Source organism: Longimicrobium sp. (assembly GCF_036554565.1).
Classification (GTDB): Bacteria; Gemmatimonadota; Gemmatimonadetes; order Longimicrobiales; family Longimicrobiaceae; genus Longimicrobium.
Window position 1 is genome coordinate 1 of the sequence record NZ_DATBNB010000608.1, and the last position, 21,513, is coordinate 21,513.

At 70.1% G+C, this 21,513-nt stretch carries 18 protein-coding genes and 1 pseudogene; 7 read left to right on the top strand and 12 right to left on the bottom strand.

Annotated elements, in window-relative coordinates:
* Positions 1-275 (top strand): annotated as a pseudogene (locus tag VIB55_RS16855) (fibronectin/fibrinogen-binding protein); the annotation flags it as partial.
* An 857-nt stretch (positions 276-1,132) separates the two neighbouring features.
* On the opposite strand, the gene VIB55_RS16860 reads toward VIB55_RS16855, so the two are convergent.
* From VIB55_RS16860 to VIB55_RS16880, 5 genes are all read right to left on the bottom strand, one after another.
* Complete coding sequence (locus VIB55_RS16860; protein WP_331877835.1) at positions 1,133-3,517, bottom strand: TonB-dependent receptor domain-containing protein; 2,385 nt, start codon at positions 3,515-3,517, stop codon at positions 1,133-1,135.
* A 429-nt stretch (positions 3,518-3,946) separates the two neighbouring features.
* Complete coding sequence (locus VIB55_RS16865; RefSeq protein ID WP_331877836.1) at positions 3,947-5,419, bottom strand: APC family permease; 1,473 nt, start codon at positions 5,417-5,419, stop codon at positions 3,947-3,949.
* Between the two features lie 86 nt (positions 5,420-5,505).
* On the bottom strand, positions 5,506-7,710 hold the full coding sequence (locus VIB55_RS16870) for a sodium-translocating pyrophosphatase (protein ID WP_331877837.1): 2,205 nt from the start codon (positions 7,708-7,710) through the stop codon (positions 5,506-5,508).
* 194 nt (positions 7,711-7,904) lie between these two features.
* The gene (locus VIB55_RS16875) at positions 7,905-9,197 is read right to left on the bottom strand and encodes a dicarboxylate/amino acid:cation symporter (RefSeq protein ID WP_331877838.1); all 1,293 of its coding nucleotides are present in this window, start codon (positions 9,195-9,197) and stop codon (positions 7,905-7,907) included.
* 142 nt (positions 9,198-9,339) lie between these two features.
* Complete coding sequence (locus VIB55_RS16880; protein WP_331877839.1) at positions 9,340-9,654, bottom strand: hypothetical protein; 315 nt, start codon at positions 9,652-9,654, stop codon at positions 9,340-9,342.
* A gap of 525 nt (positions 9,655-10,179) precedes the next feature.
* Between VIB55_RS16880 and VIB55_RS16885 the strand changes: the two genes are divergently transcribed.
* The 6 genes from VIB55_RS16885 to VIB55_RS16910 all read left to right on the top strand — a co-directional run bounded on the left by VIB55_RS16885 (position 10,180) and on the right by VIB55_RS16910 (position 15,991).
* Positions 10,180-10,695, top strand: coding sequence for a hypothetical protein (locus VIB55_RS16885; RefSeq protein ID WP_331877840.1), 516 nt, complete (start codon positions 10,180-10,182; stop codon positions 10,693-10,695).
* A gap of 5 nt (positions 10,696-10,700) precedes the next feature.
* Positions 10,701-11,210, top strand: coding sequence for a hypothetical protein (locus tag VIB55_RS16890; protein WP_331877841.1), 510 nt, complete (start codon positions 10,701-10,703; stop codon positions 11,208-11,210).
* Between the two features lie 25 nt (positions 11,211-11,235).
* Positions 11,236-12,087, top strand: coding sequence for a hypothetical protein (locus tag VIB55_RS16895; RefSeq protein ID WP_331877842.1), 852 nt, complete (start codon positions 11,236-11,238; stop codon positions 12,085-12,087).
* A 9-nt stretch (positions 12,088-12,096) separates the two neighbouring features.
* Complete coding sequence (locus tag VIB55_RS16900; RefSeq protein WP_331877843.1) at positions 12,097-12,666, top strand: hypothetical protein; 570 nt, start codon at positions 12,097-12,099, stop codon at positions 12,664-12,666.
* Between the two features lie 7 nt (positions 12,667-12,673).
* Complete coding sequence (locus VIB55_RS16905) at positions 12,674-15,247, top strand: hypothetical protein (RefSeq protein ID WP_331877844.1); 2,574 nt, start codon at positions 12,674-12,676, stop codon at positions 15,245-15,247.
* 399 nt (positions 15,248-15,646) lie between these two features.
* A complete protein-coding gene (locus VIB55_RS16910; RefSeq protein ID WP_331877845.1) occupies positions 15,647-15,991 on the top strand; it encodes a hypothetical protein in 345 nt (114 codons plus the stop codon).
* Between the two features lie 125 nt (positions 15,992-16,116).
* Here VIB55_RS16910 and VIB55_RS16915 read toward each other — a convergent pair whose 3' ends face one another.
* The 7 genes from VIB55_RS16915 to VIB55_RS16945 form a co-directional block, all read right to left on the bottom strand.
* Entirely contained in the window at positions 16,117-16,635 is a 519-nt protein-coding gene (locus VIB55_RS16915) for an SRPBCC domain-containing protein (protein WP_331877846.1), read from the bottom strand.
* A complete protein-coding gene (locus VIB55_RS16920) occupies positions 16,632-16,979 on the bottom strand; it encodes a metalloregulator ArsR/SmtB family transcription factor (RefSeq protein ID WP_331877847.1) in 348 nt (115 codons plus the stop codon). The genes VIB55_RS16915 and VIB55_RS16920 overlap by 4 nt, the downstream gene beginning before the upstream one ends.
* Before the next feature lie 140 nt (positions 16,980-17,119).
* The gene (locus VIB55_RS16925) at positions 17,120-17,530 is read right to left on the bottom strand and encodes a response regulator (protein WP_331877848.1); all 411 of its coding nucleotides are present in this window, start codon (positions 17,528-17,530) and stop codon (positions 17,120-17,122) included.
* 194 nt (positions 17,531-17,724) lie between these two features.
* Positions 17,725-19,227: an ATP-binding protein gene (locus tag VIB55_RS16930; protein WP_331877849.1), complete on the bottom strand. Its 1,503-nt coding sequence runs from the start codon at positions 19,225-19,227 to the stop codon at positions 17,725-17,727.
* On the bottom strand, positions 19,227-20,585 hold the full coding sequence (locus tag VIB55_RS16935) for a sigma-54 dependent transcriptional regulator (RefSeq protein ID WP_331877850.1): 1,359 nt from the start codon (positions 20,583-20,585) through the stop codon (positions 19,227-19,229). Before VIB55_RS16935 ends, VIB55_RS16930 begins: the two co-directional genes overlap by 1 nt.
* A gap of 52 nt (positions 20,586-20,637) precedes the next feature.
* On the bottom strand, positions 20,638-20,961 hold the full coding sequence (locus tag VIB55_RS16940) for a nucleotide pyrophosphohydrolase (protein ID WP_331877851.1): 324 nt from the start codon (positions 20,959-20,961) through the stop codon (positions 20,638-20,640).
* Between the two features lie 166 nt (positions 20,962-21,127).
* Positions 21,128-21,513, bottom strand: a 386-nt coding sequence (locus VIB55_RS16945) for a hypothetical protein (protein ID WP_331877852.1), incomplete at its 5' end; no start/stop codon positions are given.

The following is a 21,513-nucleotide window of genomic DNA, read 5'->3' on the forward strand; positions in this document are numbered from 1 at the left end:
TGTGGCTCCACGCGCGGTCCGTACCGGGCTCGCACGTGGTGCTGCGGTGGAGCGACCCCGGCGCGCCGCCGGCCCGCGACCTGGAAGAGGCGGCGGTGCTGGCGGCATGGTACAGCAAGGCGCGCTCGTCGGGCACGGTGGCGGTGGACTGGACGCGCCGGCGCTACGTCCGCAAGCCGCGCGGCGCGCCGCCGGGCCGCGTGTCGCTGATCCAGGCCAAGACGATCTTCGTGGAACCCGACGCCGCGGTAGAAGAACGCCTCCGCGTCACCTGACGACGAGTGCGTGAGTGCGTGAGTGTGAGTGCGTTAATGTCATCCCGAGGAGCGGCCACGCCGAAACCAGCCGCTACACCGACGACCGCAGCGACCGAGGGATCCGCCACACACCACGCCCCACGCACCGACGCATCCGACCCACCGAACCCAGTCCGCGCAGGCGAACTTCGTGACGTTCCAGCCGCGGTTTCAACCGCCTTTGCGAGGCTCGGGACGCGCTTCATCCTCGGCCGTCTCACCGGACGCTTGCCTTGGTCGGAATGCGCCCACCGTCGGCGATTCGACGCGCCATTGCGGGTTCGGCGCGCCCGCGCAGTTAGCTCCGCGCATCCACAATCCGAGACGACACCGAGGCCTCGGCTACCGTGACCGCTGCCGCGCCCCGGCTGAAAGGCATCCGCGGTTAGATCCTTCGGCCCGCGTGGTCTGGATCGCGGGCAGGTTCGGCGCACCTGGGCCTCAGGATGACAAACGTTTGCGCGCCAACGGTTTGAATGTGCAACCGCCCTGGTGTGTACCCCCTCTCCCACGCTGTTTGTGGGAGAGGGTGGCACGCGTGTCAGCGCGGCCGGGTGAGGGCCCCACGGCAGCCGAGGCCTCCGCTACCGTGACCGCTGCCGCGCCCGGCTGAAAAGCGTCCGCGGTTAGATCCTTCGGCCCGCGTGGTCTTGGGCACGGGCAGGTTCGGCGCGCCTGGGCCTCAGGATGACAGGACTTTGTGGCTCTCGACGAATCGCCATCCGCACTTTCGCACTTTTGCACTTTCGCACTTTCGCACTTTCGCACTCTCGCATCAAAAAAACCGGCCGCCGGGGCATCCCCCGGCGGCCGGCTCTCGCATCCAGCCCGAACGATCAGGGCCCGACCACGCTGGGCGGCTGCTGCATCTCCTGCTCCTGCTGCGGCTTCTGCCGCAGGCGCGGCGTCTGGCCGTAGTTGTAGCTGAACGTCAGGTACGCGGCGCGCCCGCCGAAGCGGCGCTCGCTGAACTGGTCGTACAGCGGCGCGTGGGTGCTCATCGAGAAGCCCATCCGGTTGAGCGGGTCCTGCACGCGCAGCGACAGGCTGGCGCGCTCGCCCATCAGCTTCTGGCGCACGGAGAAGCTCGACATCACCATGCTCCCCATCCGCCCCTGCTCCACGTCCATCGGCGCGCGGTAGAACAGCATTCCCTGCACGTCCAGCCGCGGCGTGACCTGGTAGGTGCCGCTCATGCGCGCCGACCAGCCGATGGCGTCGCTGGAAAGCTCCTCGCCCAGGCTGCCCGCGTCCGTCACCGTGCGGAAGGCGCTGAAGCTGGCGAAGCCGTTCACCTTGCCGCGGCGCACCGAGGTGTTCAGGTCCAGCCCGTACGAGTCGTTGGTATCCAGGTTCCGGAAGCTCACCAGCAGCGTGTCGCCGCGCACCTCGCGGATGCGGCGGATGGCGTTCTCGGTGCGGCGGAAGAACGGCGTCACCTGCACCGAGCCGGTGCCGAACGAGTGCTGGTAGCCCATCTCCAGCGCGTGCGTGTACTCCGGCTCCAGGTCGGGGTTGCCGGTAAAGCGGTTGCGCGGGTCTTCGTTGAACGAGAACGGGTTCAGCATGCGCGTGTCGGGGCGCTGGATGCGCCGCGAGTAGCTGAGGCGCACCTGCCGCTGCTCGTCCAGGTTCAGCGCCACCAGGCCGCTGGGAAACCAGCTCCAGTAGTCCTTGGGATAGCTTTCGCCCGTGCCCAGGCTGAAGTCGCGGCTGGTGTACTCGCCGCGCAGCCCCGCCTGCGTCTGCACGCTCCCGAAGCCGCGGCTGAGCACGGCGTAGCCCGCGTTCACGTTCTCGTCGTAGTCGAAGGCGCTGGTGCCTAGGGTGTACCACCCGCCGTCGTCGGACGAGCGCAGCATCGACTGCTCGTTGTCGAGCATCCGCAGCGTGCCCTTGTAGCCCGTTTCCAGCTTGAAGCCCGCCAGCGGACGCGTGTAGTCGGCCTGCAGCGTCAGGTTGCGGGTGACGGCCTCGTTCTCCTGGCCGCTGCGCGGGTTGATGGCGGCGGCCCCGTTCAGCAGCGTCTCGTCCGTGACGCTCGACATCTCGTTCTGCGAGCGGTTGAAGCGCAGCTCGGCGCTGAGCTCGTTCTGCTGAGGCTGCACCGTGTGCTTGAACGAGAGCGAGCCGTCCGCCGTGAAGTCGCTGTTCTCGTTGTCCGTCACCCCGCGCGTTTCCTGGACGATCCCTCCCGACGCGCTGCGGCGGACGTACCGGTTGTCGGCGTCGGCGTCGAAGGCGCCGCGGCTCAGGAGCACGCTGGACGACAGCACGTCACGCGCGCCCAGGCGCAGGTCGGCGCTGCCGTTGAACAGGTGCGACTGCATGTTGAACTCGCCGCCGTTCCGCTGGTCGGTGATGTAGTCCAGCTGGCGGCTGATGGAATCGGCGTACGCGGAGATGGTGTTGAAGCCGCGGTTCTGGCGCTCGTCGCGGCGCAGGCCGTAGTTGCCGAACAGTGTCAGCGCGCCGGCCTGGTATCCCACGTTGCCCGAGCCGTTGAAGCGGCCGCCGGTGCCCACGCCCGCCTGCAGGCCGTAGCTGAGCCCCAGGTCGGCGTTCTGCTTGAGCACGATGTTCACGATCCCCGCCATCCCCTCGGGCTCGTACTTGGCCGAGGGATTGGGGATCACCTCCACGTTCTCCACCACGTTGGCGGGCAGCTGCTGCAGGAAGGCCGCGAGCTGGTCGCCGCGCATGGGGGTGGGGCGGCCGTTCACCTGCACGGCCACGTTCTGGTTGCCGCGCAGGCTCACGCGGCCCTCCTGGTCCACCTCTACCGCGGGAATGTTGCGGAGCACGTCCACCGCGCTGCCGCCCGCCGTGGGCAGATCCGCCGCGCGGTAGGTGTTGCGGTCGGCGGCCATGCCCGTGGTCTGCCGCTCGGCCGAAACGGTGACGCCTTCCAGCAGCAGCGCGCCCTCGTTCATGCGGATGGTGCCCAGGTTGGCCTCGCGGGCCTGCGGCGACACGGCCACGACGGCGCTGGTCGCGGTGGCGAAGCCCAGCGAGCTCACCTTCACGAAGTACGAACCCGGCCGTAGCCCATCCACGCGAAAGGCCCCGTTGCCGCGGGTGACGGCGCCGGTCACCAGGGTGCTGTCCGCCGCGCTCCACACGGCCACCTGCGCCGAGCCCAGCGGCTTGCCGGCCGGGTCGGTGACCGTGCCCAGGAGCACGCCGCCCTGCTGCTGGCCGGGGGCGCCTCCGGGCCGCATGCCTCCGGGGGCGCCGCCGGCGGGGGGCGGCCCCGCGGGCCGGGTCTGCGCGGCTGCAGGCACCGCCGCCAGGGCCAGGGCCAAAAGGGATCTACCAAGCGCGTTCATATGTCCGTCGTCCGATGGCGAAGTTTTTCGATCGTGCGTGCGTCCTACAGGTGAATAGACCCCCGCCGCACCCGGATCGTTGGCTCCGCCCCATCCGCGTCCATCCTTTGTCCAACGCACGCAACCCGTTGGCGCACAAGCACAAAGCTCCGGAACCACGTGGATTCCGGAGCATTAGGCTTTGATGAAGCCGTTGTCGTTCCCCCCCGGACCACGGGGGATCACGCGGAGGCGCGGAGGTCGCGGAGGGAAACGACGAAGGGGCTCCTGCAGTTCTCCGCGTTCTCCGCGCCTCCGCGTGAGACCGTTCCGCTCAGCCGATCACACCGAACGCGTGCGGCGCTCCCAGATGTAGTAGACGGGAATGCCCAGCAGCACCAGGATCAGCCCGGAGAAGGAGTACACGGGCTTGGCCACCAGCAGGATGGCCGCAACGGCAAACGCAGAGAACGCGTACAGCGCCGGTACCACGGGGTAGCCGAAGGCCTTGTACGGCCGCGGCAGGTCCGGCTGCTTCCGCCGCAACGAAAACAGGGCGAACATCGTCAGCACGTAAAAGAGCAGCGCCGCGAAGATCACGTAGTCCAGCAGCTGCCCGTAGGTGCCCGTCAGCGTCAGCAGCGCCGTCCACACCCCCTGCGCCACCAGCGCCCACGCGGGAACGCCGTTGCGGTTCAGGTCGCCCGCGCGGGCAAAGAACAGCCCGTCGCGCGCCATGGCGAAGTACACGCGCGCCCCGGCCAGGATCAGCCCGTTGATGCAGCCGAAGGTGCTCACCAGGATGGCGCCCGCCATCAGGTACTGCCCCACCGGGCCGAACATGTGCTCCAGCGCCAGGGTGCCCACCCGCTCCTGCGGCGCGGTCTTGATCTCGTTCAGCGACAGCACCGACAGGTACGCCAGGTTGGCCAGCACGTACAGCACCGTCACCAGCCCCGTCCCCAGCGCCAGCGCCAGCGGCAGGTTGCGCTCCGGCTGCCGCACCTCGGCCGCCGCGAAGGTCACGTTGTTCCACGCGTCCGACGAGAAGAGCGACCCCACCATGGCGCTGCCGAACGCCGTCACGATCAGGGGGATGGCGATGCCCATCACCGACACCGGCGTGCCCCCGGGGGAGCCCTGCCAGAAGTTGCCGAAGTTCTCGGCGATGGCGCCGGCGTTGCGGCCCAGGGTGATGCCCAGCAGGATCAGCGCGGCCAGCGCGCCGGTCTTGGCGATGGTGAACGAGGTCTGGATCCACTTGGCCTCGCGGAGCCCCCGCAGGTTCACCCAGGTGAGCAGCGCGATGATCACGATCCCCACCAGCCGCTGGTTGCTGAGCCCCAGGTCGATGGCGCCGCCCGGCATCTGGATTCCCTTGATGCCCGCGAAAACGTCGGGAGACACCGCGGGAAAGAAGACGCCCAGGAACTTGCTGAAGGCCACCGCCACGGCGGCGATCGTCCCCGTCTGGATGACCATGAACAGCGTCCATCCGTACAGGAACCCGGGCATGCGCCCCAGGCCCTCGCGCAGGAACACGTACTGCCCGCCCGCGTGGGGCATGGCCGCCGCCAGCTCGCCGTAGCTCAGCGCCGCGGCCAGCGTCATCAGCCCCGACGCGACCCACACCGCGATCAGCCCGCCGGCCGAGCCCATGTTGCGGGCGATGTCGGCCGACACGATGAAGATGCCCGAGCCGATCATGGAGCCCGCCACCAGCATCACGGCGTCCAGCAGCGAAAGCCCCTGGCGCAGCCCCGCGTCTTCGGGCGCCCGCCTGGCCGGGGGCACCGTCGTTTCCATCGTGCTCATGTGTGTCGGAGTGCGGGTGGAACGGCAGGAAAAAAGGCCCGGCGGGGGAATCTCTCCCCGCCGGGCCTTTCGTGCAACTGTCGCGGTCAGCGTGCCTGGGTGACCGGCGCCTGGACGGCGGCGGCCACGGCCGGCGCCTCCACCGGCGCGCGCACCTGGGCCTCGCCCTCCAGGCCGGCCGGCGCGCTCACCGCGATGTGCGGCGCGATGACCAGCGAAACGATGGACATCAGCTTGATCAGGATGTTCATCGACGGGCCGGAGGTGTCCTTGAAGGGGTCGCCCACGGTGTCGCCGGTGACGGCGGCCTTGTGCTCGTTGCTCCCCTTGTAGTACACCTTGCCGTCGATGGTGGCGCCCTTCTCGAACGACTTCTTGGCGTTGTCCCACGCGCCGCCGGCGTTGGACTGGAACATCGCCATCAGCACGCCCGACACGGTGACGCCCGCCAGCAGGCCGCCCAGCACCTCGGGCCCCATGGTGAAGCCCACGATCACCGGCACGATGAGCGCGATGGCGCCCGGCACGATCATCTCGCGGATGGCGGCCTGGGTGCTGATGGCCACGCAGCGGCCGTACTCCGGCTGGCCGGTGCCTTCCATGATGCCGGGGATCTCGCGGAACTGGCGGCGAACCTCCTGCACCATGGCCATGGCCGCGCGTCCCACCGCGGCGATGGCGAGCGACGAGAAGATGAACGGGATCATGGCGCCCACGAACAGGCCGGCCAGCACCCGCGCGTTGGAGATGTCGATGACGTCGATCCCCGAGATGCCCATGAAGGCGGCGAAGAGCGCCAGCGACGTGAGCGCGGCCGAGGCGATGGCGAAGCCCTTGCCCGTGGCCGCCGTGGTGTTGCCCACCGCGTCCAGGATGTCGGTGCGCTCGCGCACCTCCTTGGGAAGCTCGCTCATCTCGGCGATGCCGCCCGCGTTGTCGGCGATGGGGCCGAAGGCGTCGATGGCCAGCTGCATGGCCGTCGTCGCCATCATCCCCGCCGCGGCGATGGCCACGCCGTACAGCCCCGCGAACTCGTAGCTGGCGATGATGCCGCCCGCCAGGACGAGGATGGGAAGCGTCGTCGACTCCATCCCCACCGCCAGGCCGCCGATCACGTTGGTGGCGTGGCCGGTGGACGACTGGTTGACGATGGACTGCACCGGGCGGCGGCCCATGGCCGTGTAGTACTCGGTGATCACGCTCATCAGCGCGCCCACCAGCAGCCCCACCGCCACCGCGCCGAACACGCCCATGGGGGTGAACGCCTCGGAGTTGGCGCGCTCCATCTGCATGGACGCGGGAAGCATCCACCGGATCACGAAGAACGAGCCCACGCCGGTGAGCGCGATGGAGGCCCAGTTGCCCAGGTTCAGCGCGCCCTGCACGCTGCCGTTCTCCTTGACCCGCACCATGAGGATGCCGGCGAGCGAGAAGAGGATGCCCAGCCCGGCGATGACCATCGGCAGCAGGATGGGGCTCATTCCCCCGAACTCGTCGCCGGTGGCGATCACCTCGCGGCCCAGCACCATGGTGGCCAGGATGGTGGCCACGTAGCTGCCGAACAGGTCGGCGCCCATGCCCGCCACGTCGCCCACGTTGTCGCCCACGTTGTCGGCGATGGTGGCCGGGTTGCGCGGGTCGTCCTCGGGAATCCCCGCCTCTACCTTGCCCACCAGGTCGGCGCCCACGTCGGCCGCCTTGGTGTAGATGCCGCCGCCCACGCGGGCGAACAGCGCGATGCTCTCGGCGCCCAGCGAAAAGCCGGTGAGCACCTCGAGCGCGCGCTCCATCTCGGGCCCGTTGGCCGAGGCGCCATCCACGAACATCCCGTAGAACAGGATGAACAGGCCGCCCAGCCCCAGCACCGCCAGGCCGGCCACGCCCATGCCCATCACCGACCCGCCGGCGAACGACACGTCGAGGGCCCTGGACAGGCTGGTGCGCGCCGCCTGGGCCGTCCGCACGTTGGCCTTGGTGGCGATGGTCATGCCGATCCAGCCGGCCAGCGCCGAGAACAGGGCGCCCACCAGGAAGGCGCCGATGATCAGCGGGTGCGAGCGCTCGTCGGTGAGGCCCAGGTAGCCCAGGAACAGGGACGCGAGCACCGCGAAGATCACCAGCACGCGGTACTCCGCGAACAGGAATGCGCGCGCACCGTCGGCGATGTGGCCGGCGATGGTGCTCATGCGCTCGTTGCCCGCATCCTGCCGCGTAACCCAGGCGGAGCGCCAGAAGGTGTACAGCAGGGCCAGCAGCCCGAAGGCGGGGATGGCGTAAGCGATCGGTTGCATGCGAAAGGTGTTGAAAGCAATGACAAAAGGACGCGCCCGCGCCGTCCCGCCCCGAGGGCGGCGACGCGAGCACGGAACCTACGGGCGCCGTCGCGCGCGATAGGATCGCGCAAAGCGCCCCGAAACGCAAGCGGCACGGACCGCGAGCTTCATCCGTGCCGCCCGCCGTCCGTTCCCCCAAGCGGCCCTCCAGCTCAGGCCGGGGCTGGCTCCGGGGGCCCGGCGATGGTGATCACCTCGTCGGCGCTCAGGTCGGGCGGCGGCGCCTCGGGGTGAAAGTCGTTCTCCCAGCGCGCCATCACCACCGTCGCCAGGCAGTTGCCCACCAGGTTCACCGTGGTGCGCGCCATGTCCATCAGCTCGTCGACCCCCAGGATCAGCGCCACCGCCTCCAGCGGCAGCCCGAAGCTGGCCAGCGTTCCCGACAGGATCACCAGCGAGGCGCGGGGAACGGCCGCCACCCCTTTGCTGGTGAGCATCAGGGTGAGCATCATCACCATCTGCTCGCTGAACGACATGTGGATGCCCGCGGCCTGGGCGGCGAACACCGAGGCCATCGCCAGGTACAGCGTGGTGCCGTCCAGGTTGAACGAGTAGCCCGTGGGCATCACGAAGGCCACGATGCGCCGCGGCACCCCGATGGCTTCCATGGCCTGCATGGCGCGCGGGAGCGCGGCCTCGGACGACGTGGTGCTGAAGGCGATCAGCGCCGGGTCCTTCACCGCCCGGATGAAGCGCTTGACGGGCACCTTGGCGATCAGCGCCACGGGGAGCAGCACCAGCAGGCCGAAGACGACCAGGGCGCCGTACAGCGTAAGGATCAGCTTGCCCAGGTTCCACAGGATGCCCAGGCCGCTGTGCCCCACCGTCACCGCGATGGCCGCCCCGATGCCGATGGGCGCGTACTTCATCACGATGCCGGTGAACTTGAACATCACCTCCGACAGCCCCTCCAGCGTCCACAGCATCATCTCCTTGGGGCGCCCGCGCACCTGCGAGAGCGCCACCGCGAAGAGGATGGACCAGAACACGATCTGCAGCACCTCGTTCTTGGTCATCGCCTCCACGATGGAAGTGGGCACCACGTGCTCCAGGAACCCGCCCACCGTGAGCCCCTGCGCCGTCTGCCCCATCTCCTGGGCCTTGCTGGCGTCGGCGCCGGCCAGCACCACGCCCACGCCCGGCCTGGTGAGGTTCACCGCCGCCAGGCCGATGAACAGCGCCAGGGTGGTGACGATCTCGAAGTAGATGAGCGACTTGAGCGCCAGGCGGCCCACGCGCTTCATGTCGTCGCCGTGCCCGGCGATGCCCATGACCAGCGTGGCGAAGATGATGGGCGCGATGATCGACTTGATCATGCGCAGGAAGATGTTCGACAGCGGCTTCAGCTGCTGCGAGGCTTCAGGGAACGCCCACCCGACCAGCGTGCCGATGACCATCGACAGCAGGATCATCTGGGTGAGGGACGGACGCTTCAGTTTCGCCATCGGGGGTACGGCAGGGGTGGCTTCGCGGGGGCGCCGCGGGCGGATTCAGGAAACTCTGGCCGGGTACGAAGGCGCCAAACATGCCCCCTCGGCCGCGTGCCGTCAACCGGGTGGGGCGACGGAAGCCGCGGCAACGAAGGCGTCAGTTGCGGCCGGGCGGGGGGTCGGCATGGCGCGCCACTTCGCGGGGACGCACCACCTCTACCTCGCCCCGGCCCGTGGAGCCGCCGGTGAGCGCCGCCACCGCCATGCCGTCGAAGGTGACCATGGCCACGCAGAGCGCCCCCGCCTCGCGCAGGCGGCGCTCGGCCGGGCAGTGATACGGGGCGACGACGTAGCGGCCGTGCAGCAGGAACACGCCCGAAACGGGGAGGGTTCCCTTGGCCCACGAGATGTCGCCGGCGCGGTCTTCGTAGTGGCTGGGAAACTCGTCCTGGTCCAGCAGGTCGCTTCGCATTCGGTGGTTCTCGGCGGATTTTCCGGTGCGCGCCCGGCTCGCGGCGCGCTCGCGTGGTGGTACGCCGCAGGCGGGCGGGTGTGCCCGGGGAAGTGCGTGAGTGCGGGAGTGCGGGAGTGCGGGAGTGCGGGAGTCGCCGCGGACGGTCTCCGTTCCCGGAAGAGGACACCGGCACCAGCTGGAGGGGACGCGACAGGGTGCTCCAGGGGCTCCCGCGCCGCGTTCCGCACGGTTTCGTGCACGTCGCAAGGGGCGTGTGGCTCGGTCTCCGCCCGGCCCCGAGAGCCCGGATGTGCGGAGATTCCCATTCGGGAACGCGCATCGTTCCCAAACGGTAACGCAGACCCTCTCCCGAGGCTTGAAAAAACGGGATAAGTCGTTTATTATCAAGCACCTGCACAACATGCGACCCTCGGCACGGGCGTTGCCCTTACACAGGCCAGCCAGCCTCGAATCGACCGGCCGTGATTCATCGGACGGATCTGAACGTCGCGGGACGCACATTCAACCTCTCAGGAGCCACAAATGGAGAAGCTCAGCCTGGCCGCGGCCGCTCTCCTTATCGCCGCCGCTCCCTCCATGGCCCATGCCCAGGCCGAAGGCCAGATCAACGCCAGCGCCACCATCGGCCAGGTGCTCGCCTTCGACAACACCACGGCCAAGGCCATCTCGTTCGGCACGCTGACGCCCGACCAGACCGCCGCCGTGTCGGCCGCCGGATACATTCCGCTGAAGCACAACGTGGCCGTGCAGATCTGGTTCAACGCCCTGCCCAGCCTGAGCGACGGCACCGCCACGCTCACGACCACGTACGCGTGCTCGGTTTCGGCCACGACCACCGCCGGCACCTTCGGCACCTGCCCCACGGCGCAGTCCGACGTTTCGGCGATCTCGTCGCAGTTCTACCAGACCACCACCGGCGGCGTGGCCACCAACTACGTGCACGTGCGCGCCACGCTGGGCCAGACGGTGATCAACAACGCGGCGCCCGGCCTGTACTCGGCCACGGTCGAGGTGCGCGCGGCCAAGTCGACCATCTGAAGCGGATGGCGCGGCGCCCCCGGCTGAGCATGCGTGCGCGGGGAGGCATCGGCCTCCTTGCGCTCGCGCTTGCCGCGGGGCTGCCGGGCACCATTGCGGCGCAGGCCGCGGCGTCCCCGGAGGTCGTTCTCCTGCGGGGACGCCAGCTCGTTTTCGGATCCCTGATCCCCGGCGTCCCGGAGCGCGTTTCCGTGACGGATGCCGGGCGGCGGGCGGAGCTGGTGATCGAGGGCTCGGGAACGGTGGAGCTCATGCTGCTGCTTCCCCCCGAGCTGCAGTCGCCCGACGGCGGCCGCATTCCCCTGCGGTTCGCCTTGGGCGACGCCGCGGTGCTGGGCCCCGGCTCGGTCGAGGCCTCGCCCTTCGATCCCCACCGCGCCGTTACCATCACCCTGCACCCCGAGCGCGGGCCCACGCGCATCCTTCTCGGCGGCACGGCTGTCGCGGGAGACGGGCACCTGGGCGGCAGCTACTCGGCCACCATCTCGGTGGCGATCGTGCAGACGGTCAGTTGAGCGGGATCCCAGCAAGGTGGTACCCATGACGAACGGACAGGCGATGCGGAGCGGACGGATCAAGGCGATGGTGAGCGGGCTGGTGCTTCTGCTGGCGGCGTGCTGGGCCACGCCGGCCGCGGCGGTGTCGGTGAGCCCCATCGCCCTGTACCTGGACCAGACCACCCGCACCGGCACGCTCACCCTGTACAACTCGGGGGCGCTTCCGGAAGAGGTGGAGATCGGCTTCGCCTTCGGCTACCCCGTGTCAGACTCGGCGGGCAACGTGAGCGTGCCCCTGTTCGACACCGCCGCGGCGGGCGAGCCGTCGGCCGTGGAGTGGATGCGCGCCTTTCCCCGGCGCCTGCGCCTGGAGGCGGGGCAGCGGCAGGTGGTGCGCGTGATGGCGCAGCCCCCCGCGGGGCTGGCCAACGGCGAGTACTGGGCGCGGGTGCTGGTGCGCTCGCGCGGCGGACAGCCGCCCATCGAGCAGACGCAGGGGGCGGTGACCCTCCAGTTGAACGTGGAGACGGTGGTCGTCGCCGCGGCGGTGTACCGCAACGGGCCCGTCACCACCTCCGTCGGCGTGCAGGCCCCCGTGGCCGTGCGCACCCCGGAAGGCGTACGGCTGCAGCTGGACCTTGCCCGCGAGGGGAGCGCGGCGTACCTGGGACGCATCCGGGCCGAGCTGCTGGCTCCCGGCGGCGACGTCGTGGCCGAGGCGAGCGACGAGGTCGCCGTCTATCACCAGATGCGGCGCCGCCTGGTCATTCCCTTCACTGGGACGCTGGGCGCCGGATACCGGGTGCGCTACACGGTAGAAACGGAGCGGCCGGATCTGCCGCCCGGCGGCGTGCTGAAGGCCCCGAACGTGTCCGCGACCATTCCCGTGAGCTGACCGAGCCGAATGCGCCTGCGTGCCGCCCTCCTGCTGCTCTGTGCAGCCGCCCTGGCCTTGCCGGGGCGGCTGTCCGCGCAGTCGACGGGGCAGCTGCAGGCCACCCTGTTCCTGCTGGAGAAGCCCCTTTCCGCCACGGGCACCCGCACCCTGCAGTTCGGCGTCGTCGTTCCCGGAGTGGCGGCGACGGTGCAGCCGCGCACGCCGCAGTCGGGCGAGTGGCGCCTGGGGGGCGTGCAGGGCAAGCGCTTCATCGACATCAGCTTCGCGCTTCCCGCGGCGCTGGTGAGCGCCGACGGCACCACGCTTCCCATCAGCTTCAACGGCGTGTACGCCGGGGCGTGCGAGATCTACAACGGGGCGTGCGACGCCCGCACGTTCGAGACGTGGAACCCCACCACGACCCTCTTCCCCACCGCGTACCGCCTGCTGGCCGAGCGCTTCCAGCCGGGGCGCCTGCGCTACAACACCGACCAGATCTCCATCTACATCGGCGGACGGGTTACGCCCTCCGCCACGCAGCGGCCGGGGGTGTACACCGCCACGGTCACCGTCTACGCCGTCCCCTCCAAGAACTGACGCCTCCATGCTCCCCCTGCGGTTGCGGGGCGGATGCCGGGGCCCGGTGCTTTCGCTCGTCCTCGCGTTCTCCCTTCTCCTTACAGCGCGTGTAGCGGCCCAGGAACTCCCCTCCGGATACGAGCAGGGGCTTTTCGAGGTGCGCCTGGGCAGCCTGCCGGCCGCCACCCTGACGGTGGTGGTCAACCACCAGGGCCGCCTGCTGCTGCCCCTGCGCCCGGTTCTGGAGCTGGGGGGCACGCCCATGGAGCGCGACGCCTCCGGCAACACCATCCGCGTGAGCGCGGTGGCCGAGGCGCCGCCCGCCGTGCTGGACGTGGCCGGCGCGCGCGTGCTGGCCGCCGACACGCTGGCGCTGGCGCCCGGCGACCTGGTGCAGGCCGGGGGCGAGGTGTACCTGGCCGTCCCCGCGCTGGCGCTGCTGCTGGGTGCGGAAGCCCAGGTGGACTGGGAGGCGCTGGCCGTTGCCATCACCCGGGGCGTACCCTTCGCCGCCGAGACGCGGCGCGAGGTGGAAAGCCGCCGCGCCGCCGAGCTGCGCCACCAGGGGGGCGAGGTGGGGCTGGCGGGCGACACCGTGTCGTACCGGGCCGTCAGCGGTGCGGGCGTGGTGGACTGGGCGGTTTCCGGCCGGGTGGGGAGCGAGCCGTCGCCGCCCTCGCTGCGGCTGGGCTCGGGGTTCAGCCTGGTGGGGGGCATGCTCACCCTGCGCGGCACCGTGGCGGCGGACTCGGGTGCGGCGGGGCTGGTGGACCCCGCCGTGGCCTACCACCGCGTCTTTCCGCGCGGCCGCTTCGTCCGCCAGCTTCACCTGGGCGACCACCTGAGCGGGGGGCTGCGCGCGCGGTCGCTGCGGGGAATCACCATCGGCAACGCACCGTTCCTGCGGCGCACCCGCTTCGACCAGGTGCTGCTTTCGCCCGAGCTTCCGCCCGGGTGGCAGTACGAGGTGTACCAGGGCGGCCGCCTGGTGGGGTTCTCGGACGCCACCGCCGAACGGCCGGTGAGCGTGCCGCTGGAGTACGGGAGCACCCCCGTGCAGGTGAAGATGTACGGGCCGGCGGGCGAGATCCGCGAATCGAGCGTGATCTACTCCGTTCCCGTGACGCAGCTTCCGCGCGGCGTCAACGAGTACGCGGCGGGGGTGGGCGCCTGTCCGCGCGGGGAGTGCACCTTGGCGGGGTACCTGGACCTGCGCCGCGGAGTGACGCGCACCCTTACCGTGGCGGGCGGCTTCGAGTACGAGCAGCCCGCCGACTCCGCCGGGCCCGTGCTGAGCCCGTTCGGCGCGGTGAGCGCGCTGCTGCGGCCGGGCACCAGCGCCGAGGTGCAGGCGCTGCTCGGCTCGTTCGTGCGCGGCTCGCTTCAGCACGTGGCGGCGGGCGGGGTGGCGCACGCCACGGCCGGCATCGTCTACCCGGGCTCGGGGCAGTTCTCCTTTGCGCCGCTGGCCAGCCCGCGCTGGCAGGCCGGCGGCGGGTTCAGCCGCTCGAACGTGCGCGCCGGCCCGGTGCGCGCCTATGCGCTGAACGGCCGCGCCGAGGGAACGCAGGAGGCGGGGCTGGACCGGGTGCGCGTGTCGGCCCTGGCCGCGCTGCGGTCCGCGCGGCTGGAGGCGGGCTACGAGTCGGGGCTCCCCGGCTCGCCGGGGGTCATTTTCCTGACGCCCAGCGTTTCGCTGCCGCGCTTCGTCCCGCGCTGGCTGCGCGGCTCGGGGCTCAGCGGCAGCCTGGCCTTCGCCGAGGGCCAGCTGCGGCAGGCAGGGCTCAACACCTCGCTGCAGACGGGGCCCACGTCGTTCGCCACGCTGGCCATGCAGTGGCTCCCCGCCCCGAACGGAATGGCGGTGTACCTGACCTTCGCGCGCCGGCTGGGCTTCGCCAACGTGCAGACCCAGGCCGCCTCGCTGCGCAACCAGGTGCAGGGCTCGTGGTCCGCCGAGGGGAGCGTGGCGTACGGCGGCCGGGGCGGCGTGCTCGCCCTTCCCTACCGCGGAACGGGGATGGCGGGGGTGGGTGGGCGGGTGTTCTACGACCTGGACGGCAACGGGGTGTTCAACGTCGGCGACCGGCCTCTCCCGGGCGCAACCGTGAGGATCGGGTCCGTGAGCGTGAAGTCGGGGGCGGACGGCACCTATCGCACCTGGTCGGTGCTGCCCTTCGAGGCGGCGCAGGTGGCGCTCGACACGCTGTCGCTGGACGAGGCGGGATGGGTGCCGGTCGCCCGCGGCGTGGAGCTTCGGCCGGCGCCGCACGTTTTCGCGGCGGTAGACATTCCGCTGGTGCAGACGCGCGAGCTGGCCGGCCAGCTGCTTCCCGGCCCCGAGGTTCCCACCGTCGCGGGGGTGACGCTGGAACTCATCAGCCGCGAGACGGCGGACGTGCAGCGCGTATCCACGTTCAGCGACGGCGAGTTCTACGTGAGCCGCGTGCGGCCGGGCACGTACGAGATCCGCGTTGCCGAATCGTCGCTGCGCGCCCTGAACGCGGCCGCCGATCCGAATCCCCTCGTCATCGTGGTTCCCGCCTCCGGCGACGTGCTGGTGCAGGCGCCGCCCATTACCCTGCGCAAGATCCGCTGACGACGTCCGCATCCGCTGCCCCGGCCCTGAGAACAACAATCACGCAGAGGACGCGGAGGGGAACTGAGAGGACGCAGAGGGGGCGGTAGCTTCCCTCTGCGTCCTCTCCGTTTTCTCTGCGTCCTCTGCGTGATGCTTTTCCTCTTACGGACCGCCACGACGGCGCGGCGACGCCCGCTGCACCGTGCAGAATTGGCTGTACGAAAATCGAACGCCTGCGGCCAAGTAGTTGCACGGAGGCCACTTACATTTCAATCGTCCTCGAACCGCACACGACACCGCCCGCGCAAGCATCGCCTAAGTGCCTCTATGACAAGAACTTAGCCCACGTGGCATCTCGGCTCGCGGCTCGCATTGGAGGGAAGGAGCAAAACGCTTCTTTCTCCGTGGATGCCAGCCGTGAAGATCGCACTCGTCGCCGCCCTGATCTCGACCGCCCTGAGCGCCGCGCCTGCCCTGGCGCAGGGGGCGATCCACGCGAGCGCGACCATCCTGCCGCGGCAGGGCGTGGAGATGGGTGCGGGTGTCGCAACGGAGGTGCGCAACGGCGCGCTCGGCGTCTCGGTCGGCATCGCGAACAAGGGAACGAGCAGCTACGTCGTTCAGGTCGCGAGGGAGAACGACTCCGCCGCGCCGAACGCCAGCGTAGTCATCCGCGGCGGAGAGAACCGCGAGTTCCGCTTCCGCCGTCCGGCTGCTGCCGGGCCGGGGCGCATCACGTACGTCATCTCTCCCATGATCTGAGAGAGTCCCACACGGAGGTCTCGGAGGGCACCTCCGTTCTTCCGTGCCCTCCGATGCCCTCCGTGCCCTCCGCGCCCTCCGCGCCGGGACTCCCGGACGACCGAGCGCGAGGCCTTACATCTCTGTTACTGTCCCGAGCTCTCACCCAGGTCGACGAGAAGCTCGTCCAGCTGCTCGAACGTCTCGACCATTGCGTCGGCTGCTCCGGTACCAGCAGCATCGAGCGCTTCCTTGGTAGGATAGCTCTCGTGCAGGACCACCAGCGTTCTGCCATCCGTTTCCTTGAAGGTCACCGTGGTGACAGACCCGCCCTCACCGTCTTCTTCATTGGTCCACACGAGGCGCGAATACGGCTCCACTTCCACATACGTGCCGAAGAACGCGGCGGGCTCGGCGGCACCGATGTCGAACTCCAATCGGTATTTGCCGCCGACACGGGCATCCACCTCGCAGGACAGCAGGGTCATTCCCATCGACCTGGGCACCCACCAGCGCCTGAGCAGCTCGGCCCTGGTAAATGCCTCGAAGACGATGCGCGCCGGGCCGTTGATGGTCCGCGTGACCACCACCTCGCGGTCCGACGTCCGTTCCACCGTGGTGCGGTTCTTCACGGGGCCGGGCCTGCTCTCGATTCCTGCGTTCATCGCGCTTCTCCCTTTCGTGTGAGTTCCTCGACGACCCTGTCCAACTCGTCGAAGCGTTCGTCCCACCGCTGGCGGTAGCTCTCGAGCCACGCCGCTTCCTCCTCCAGTTGGCGAGGGCCAAGCTGGCACATCCGCACCCGCCCGATCTTCTTCGTGGCGACGAGCCCCGCCTGCTCCAGAACGCCCACGTGCTTCTTCATGCCCGTGAGCGTCATGTGGAACTTCCCGGCGAGGTCCGTGATCGAAGCGTCGGCTCGTGCGAGCTGCTCCAGAACGCCGCGCCGCGTGGGGTCCGAGAGCGCGGCGAACGAAGTATCGAGTCGGGTCGCAAGATACTGAACCATATGGTACAGTATTTAACGCAGGCGCTCAGGGGATGCAAGGGGTAGCCGCGAAGCAGGACGCGCCTTGGGACGATGAACGAAAGCGGGCGGAACCTCGAAAGGTCCCGCCCGCCTCGATATCTCCAAACGACGTGCCGGGTTCAGCGATACTCGATGGCGCTGTGCGACGCGTCGGAGTAGATGTGCTGCGACAGCCAGTCCGCCAGCTTCACGAACATCCGCTCGTCCTTGCGGATGAAGTGGCACGCGCCGCTCACCACCTCGTCGGGAACGTTGTTCGGCGTCGCCGCGCTCACGAATACCGTCGGCACCTCGGCGAAGCTGGGGATCGCACGCACCTCGCGGCAGCTCTGGAAGCCGTCGCGGCCGGGCATGTCAACGTCCAGCAGGAGCCCCTGGACGCCGCTGCCGCCCTGTGCGGCCCACGACACCAGCTCGTCGCCGGAGGCAAAGCGCAGCACGCGGTAGCCCTGGTGCTCCAGCCACGCGGACATCAGCTCCGCGTGGAGCTCGTCGTCGTCGGCGAGCGCGAGGGTCGGTTGGTCTTGCATCATAGCAGGATACGGCGAGTTCATGGGCCGCATGGAGAGCAAGGATCGTCCCAGACACGCCACCTCTGGGCAAACGCACCTCCTTCAACCACTTAGGCCCACCAAACACCTGTGTCCGCTCCGTTCGGGCGTTCCCGGTGGGGAACACGCGCGCCCGAATGGGAACGCCCGCTCCGGAACGGACACCTCACCCGTCACCGCGCGGACACTTCGTCGCGCAGCCTGGCCACCAGCGCATCCACCTCGGGACCGCCGCCGCGGGTGCGCACCGCCTCCTCGGCGGCGTCGCCCAGGCGCGACAGTTCGCCGAACCCGTACCCCGCCGCGGCCCCGCGCAGCTTGTGGAGCTCGCGGCGCAGCGCCTCCTGGTCACCCGCCGCGGCATGGCGCTCGATGGCCGCCAGGCGGTCGTGCAGCCCCGCGCGGAACCGGGCGCGCAGGGGAGCGAGGAAATCGTCTTCGTCCGCGGGGGCCTCGGGCGGCGCGGGGGCGCGTGCGAGCGCCTCGTCCACGTAGGCCACCAGCACGTCGGCCTCCACCGGCTTCACCACCTTGCCGTCGAACCCCGCGGGGTTGGGGTCGGCGAGGGCGCCCGCGGTGAACGCCAGCACGGGAACGGATTCCAGCGCGGTGAATCCGCGCATCTCCGCCAGCGCCTCGGCGCCCCCGCGGCCCACCAGGTGAAGGTCCAGCAGCACCAGCCGTGGATGCGCCTGCGCCAGGCGCGCGCCGACGCCGGGGGAGCCGTCATCCGCCACCGCGTGGTACCCGGCGCGGCGCAGGACGATGGTGGCGTACGCGCGGATGTCGGCGTCGTCGTCCACCACGGCCACCATCTCGCCCCGGGTGCGCGCGACGGCCGCCGTGGGCGCGCCCACCTCGGCGGCCGTTTCGCCCGCGGCGGCGGCGGGGAGGGAGATCCAGAAGGTGCTTCCGTGGCCGGGGATGGAGCTCACCCCCACGCTGCCGCCCATCGCCTCGGTGAGCATGCGCGAAAGCGCCAGCCCCAGGCCGGCGCCGCGCACCCGCAGCCCGGGCGGGTTCACCCGCGAAAACTCCTTGAACAGCCGCAGCTGGTTGGCCTTGGAGATTCCCGGGCCGCGGTCGCTCACCTCCACCCGCACCTCGCCGGCGCCGTCCGTCACGCGGACCGCCACCTCGCCCCCCTCGGGCGAGTACTTGACGGCGTTCTCCAGCAGGTTGAAGAGCACCTGCCGCAGCCGCCCCGCGTCGGCCAGGGCCGCGCGCGCGGCGCGGTCGTCCATGCGAAAGACGATGCCGCGGGCGAAGGCCTGCGGCTCCAGCGCGGTGATCACCGCCTCGGCCACCTCGGCGGCGCGCACGGGGGTGAGCGTAACCTCCAGCGCCCCCGCCTCTACCTTGCTGATGTTCAGCAGGTCGTCTACCACGTGCAGCAGGTGGCGCGCATTGCGCAGCACCACGTCCAGGTACTCGGCGCGCACCGCCGGGTCCATCTCCTCGCCCTCGCTTTCCAGCAGCGACGCGAAACCGATGATGGAGCTGAGGGGGGTGCGGAACTCGTGGCTGACGTGGCGGATGAAGCGGCTCTTGTGCGCGCTGGAGCGCTCCGCCTCGTCCAGCCGGGCGCGGAGGGCGGCGGCCTCCGCCTGGCTCGCGGCCAGCTCCTGGCGTAGGCGCGCGGCGCTCTCGCCCGGCGGCTTGCGCGGTGGCGCCACTACTCCCTCCCGGCCAGCAGGCCGTGCTGCTTGCGGCGCTGCCACAGCACCTTGCGCGACACCCCCAGCCGGTCGGCGGCCTCCTGCACGTTGCCGCCCACCTCGCGCAGCGTTTCTTCGATGTAGCGTGCCTCCACCTCGTCCAGCGTCAGCCCGCGGGGGATCACCACCCCCTCCACCGGCGCGGCGACGGCCACCGGCGTGTTGGCCAGCTCCACGATGCGCAGCGTGGGGCCCGACGAAAAGATCATCGAACGCTCGATGATGTTGCGCAGCTCGCGCGCGTTCCCCGGCCAGTCGTAGCGCGTGAGCCGGTCTACCCCGTCGGCGTCGATCTCGGGAACCGGCTTGGCGAAGTACTCGGCCGCGCGCTTCACGAAGTGGTTGGCGATCTCGGGGATGTCGGAGCGGATGGCCCGCAACGGGGGCAGCATCTGCGACGCCACGTTCAGCCGGTAGTACAGGTCTTCGCGAAAGGTCCCCCGCCCCACCTCGGCGCTCAGGTCGGCGTTGGTGGCGGCGACCACGCGCAGGGTGACCGTCTGCTCGCGGGTGCTGCCGATGCGGCGGAACGAGCGGCTTTCCAGGAACGAGAGCAGCTTGGTCTGCAGCTCGGGCGCCATCGTGCCGATTTCGTCCAGGAACAGCGTGCCGCCGTCCGCCACCTCCACGAGGCCCTTCTTGGCCTGCTTGGCGTCGGTGAACGCGCCCTTCTCGTAGCCGAACAGCTCCGCCTCGAGCAGCCCGGCCGGCAGCGCCGCGCAGTTCACCTCCACGAAGCGGTAGCCGGCCGCCTTGCTGGCCGCGTGGATGCCGCGGGCCACCAGGTTCTTGCCCGTCCCCGACTCGCCCAGCAGCAGCGCCGACACCTGCGGCACCGAGCCGACGCTGGCGATGAACTCGCGCACCTGCTGCATCAGCGGGTGGCGGCCGATGATGGCGTGCGGATCGAACTTGGCCTGCGTGAAGCTCTGGAGCAGCTGCTCCTTGGGCGCCTGCTCCATCGCGCGGGCGATGCGCGTTTCCAGCGAGCGCGGGTCGATGGGCTTGGTGGTGAAGTCCGAGGCCCCGGCCTGCAGCGCGCGCTCGGCGTCGCCCTCCGTGCCCCGCGCGGTGGCGATGATCACGGGAAGGCCGCGGTTCAGCTCGCGCACGCGCCGGACGAAGGTGATCCCGTCCATCCCGGGCATCACCAGGTCGCACACCACCGCGTCGGGCGGATCGGAGCGGATTTCCTCCAGCGCGCTCTCCGCCCGCGTGAAGCCCTTGGTGACGAAGCGGCGCCCGCGCTCGATCTGCGCGGTCACCAGCGCCACCTGGTCGGGGTCGTCGTCGATGATGAAGACGGTGGGATTCATGGGGGCAGTGCGTGAGTGCGGAAGTGCGTGAGTGCGTGAGTGCGGACGGCGCCTACTCCGGTTCCTTCCGCTCCCAGCGGTTGGCGTCGCGCACCTGGTACTTCGCCAGGGTGCGGCGGGCGGCCTCGCTCAGGTCGATGTCCAGCTGGTTGGCCAGGACCACGATTACGAACAGGATGTCGCCCAGTTCCAGCGCGATGTCGCCCTCGGGCTCGTCGTGCTTCTTGGTCTTGGGGCCGAACTGGTGGTTGATCTCCCGCGCCAGCTCGCCCACCTCTTCCGTCAGCCGCGCCAGGTTCACCAGCGGCGGAAAGTACCCCTCCTTGAACTGCGAGATGTACGCGTCTACCTGCTGCTGGATTTCGCGGAGATCCATGCGCTTTCGTCCGTCCGGTGTCGGGAGATGCAGCAACCTAGGCGTGTTCCCAAATGGAAACAAGGGATGGGCACGCCGATCCGGCTGCAGGCCCGACTGGTTTACACGCGAAGCACCCCCGCGCCCTCGGCGCGGGGGTGCTTCTGCCTTCACCGCCGCGCGTGCGTCAGATGCGGGCGTGCTCAGGGATGGCGGTGAAGCGCACCGACGCCTGCGCGCCCAGCGCCTGCGCCATCGGCGTGACCATCGCGCCCAGGATCTGCGGGTTGCCACCCGGCGACGAGATCGTCGCGCTGAGCGTCCCCTGGTCGTCGAAGGTCACGTTGCTCGTCCACCCGCTCTGCTGGCTGGAATCGTAGAACGGCCAGAAGCCGCCGGACGAGGCCTCCTGGAACTCCTGCTGGTCGCTGGAGGAGTACGCCGCGTTGGAGGTGATGGTGATGGTGATGCCGTCCACGATCACCAGCCCACTCGTCACGCGCTGCAGGTTGCCGTTGGGGCCGAAGGTGGTGGCCCAGGTAGGCGGCGTGTTGTTCCAGACCGTGTTGTCCT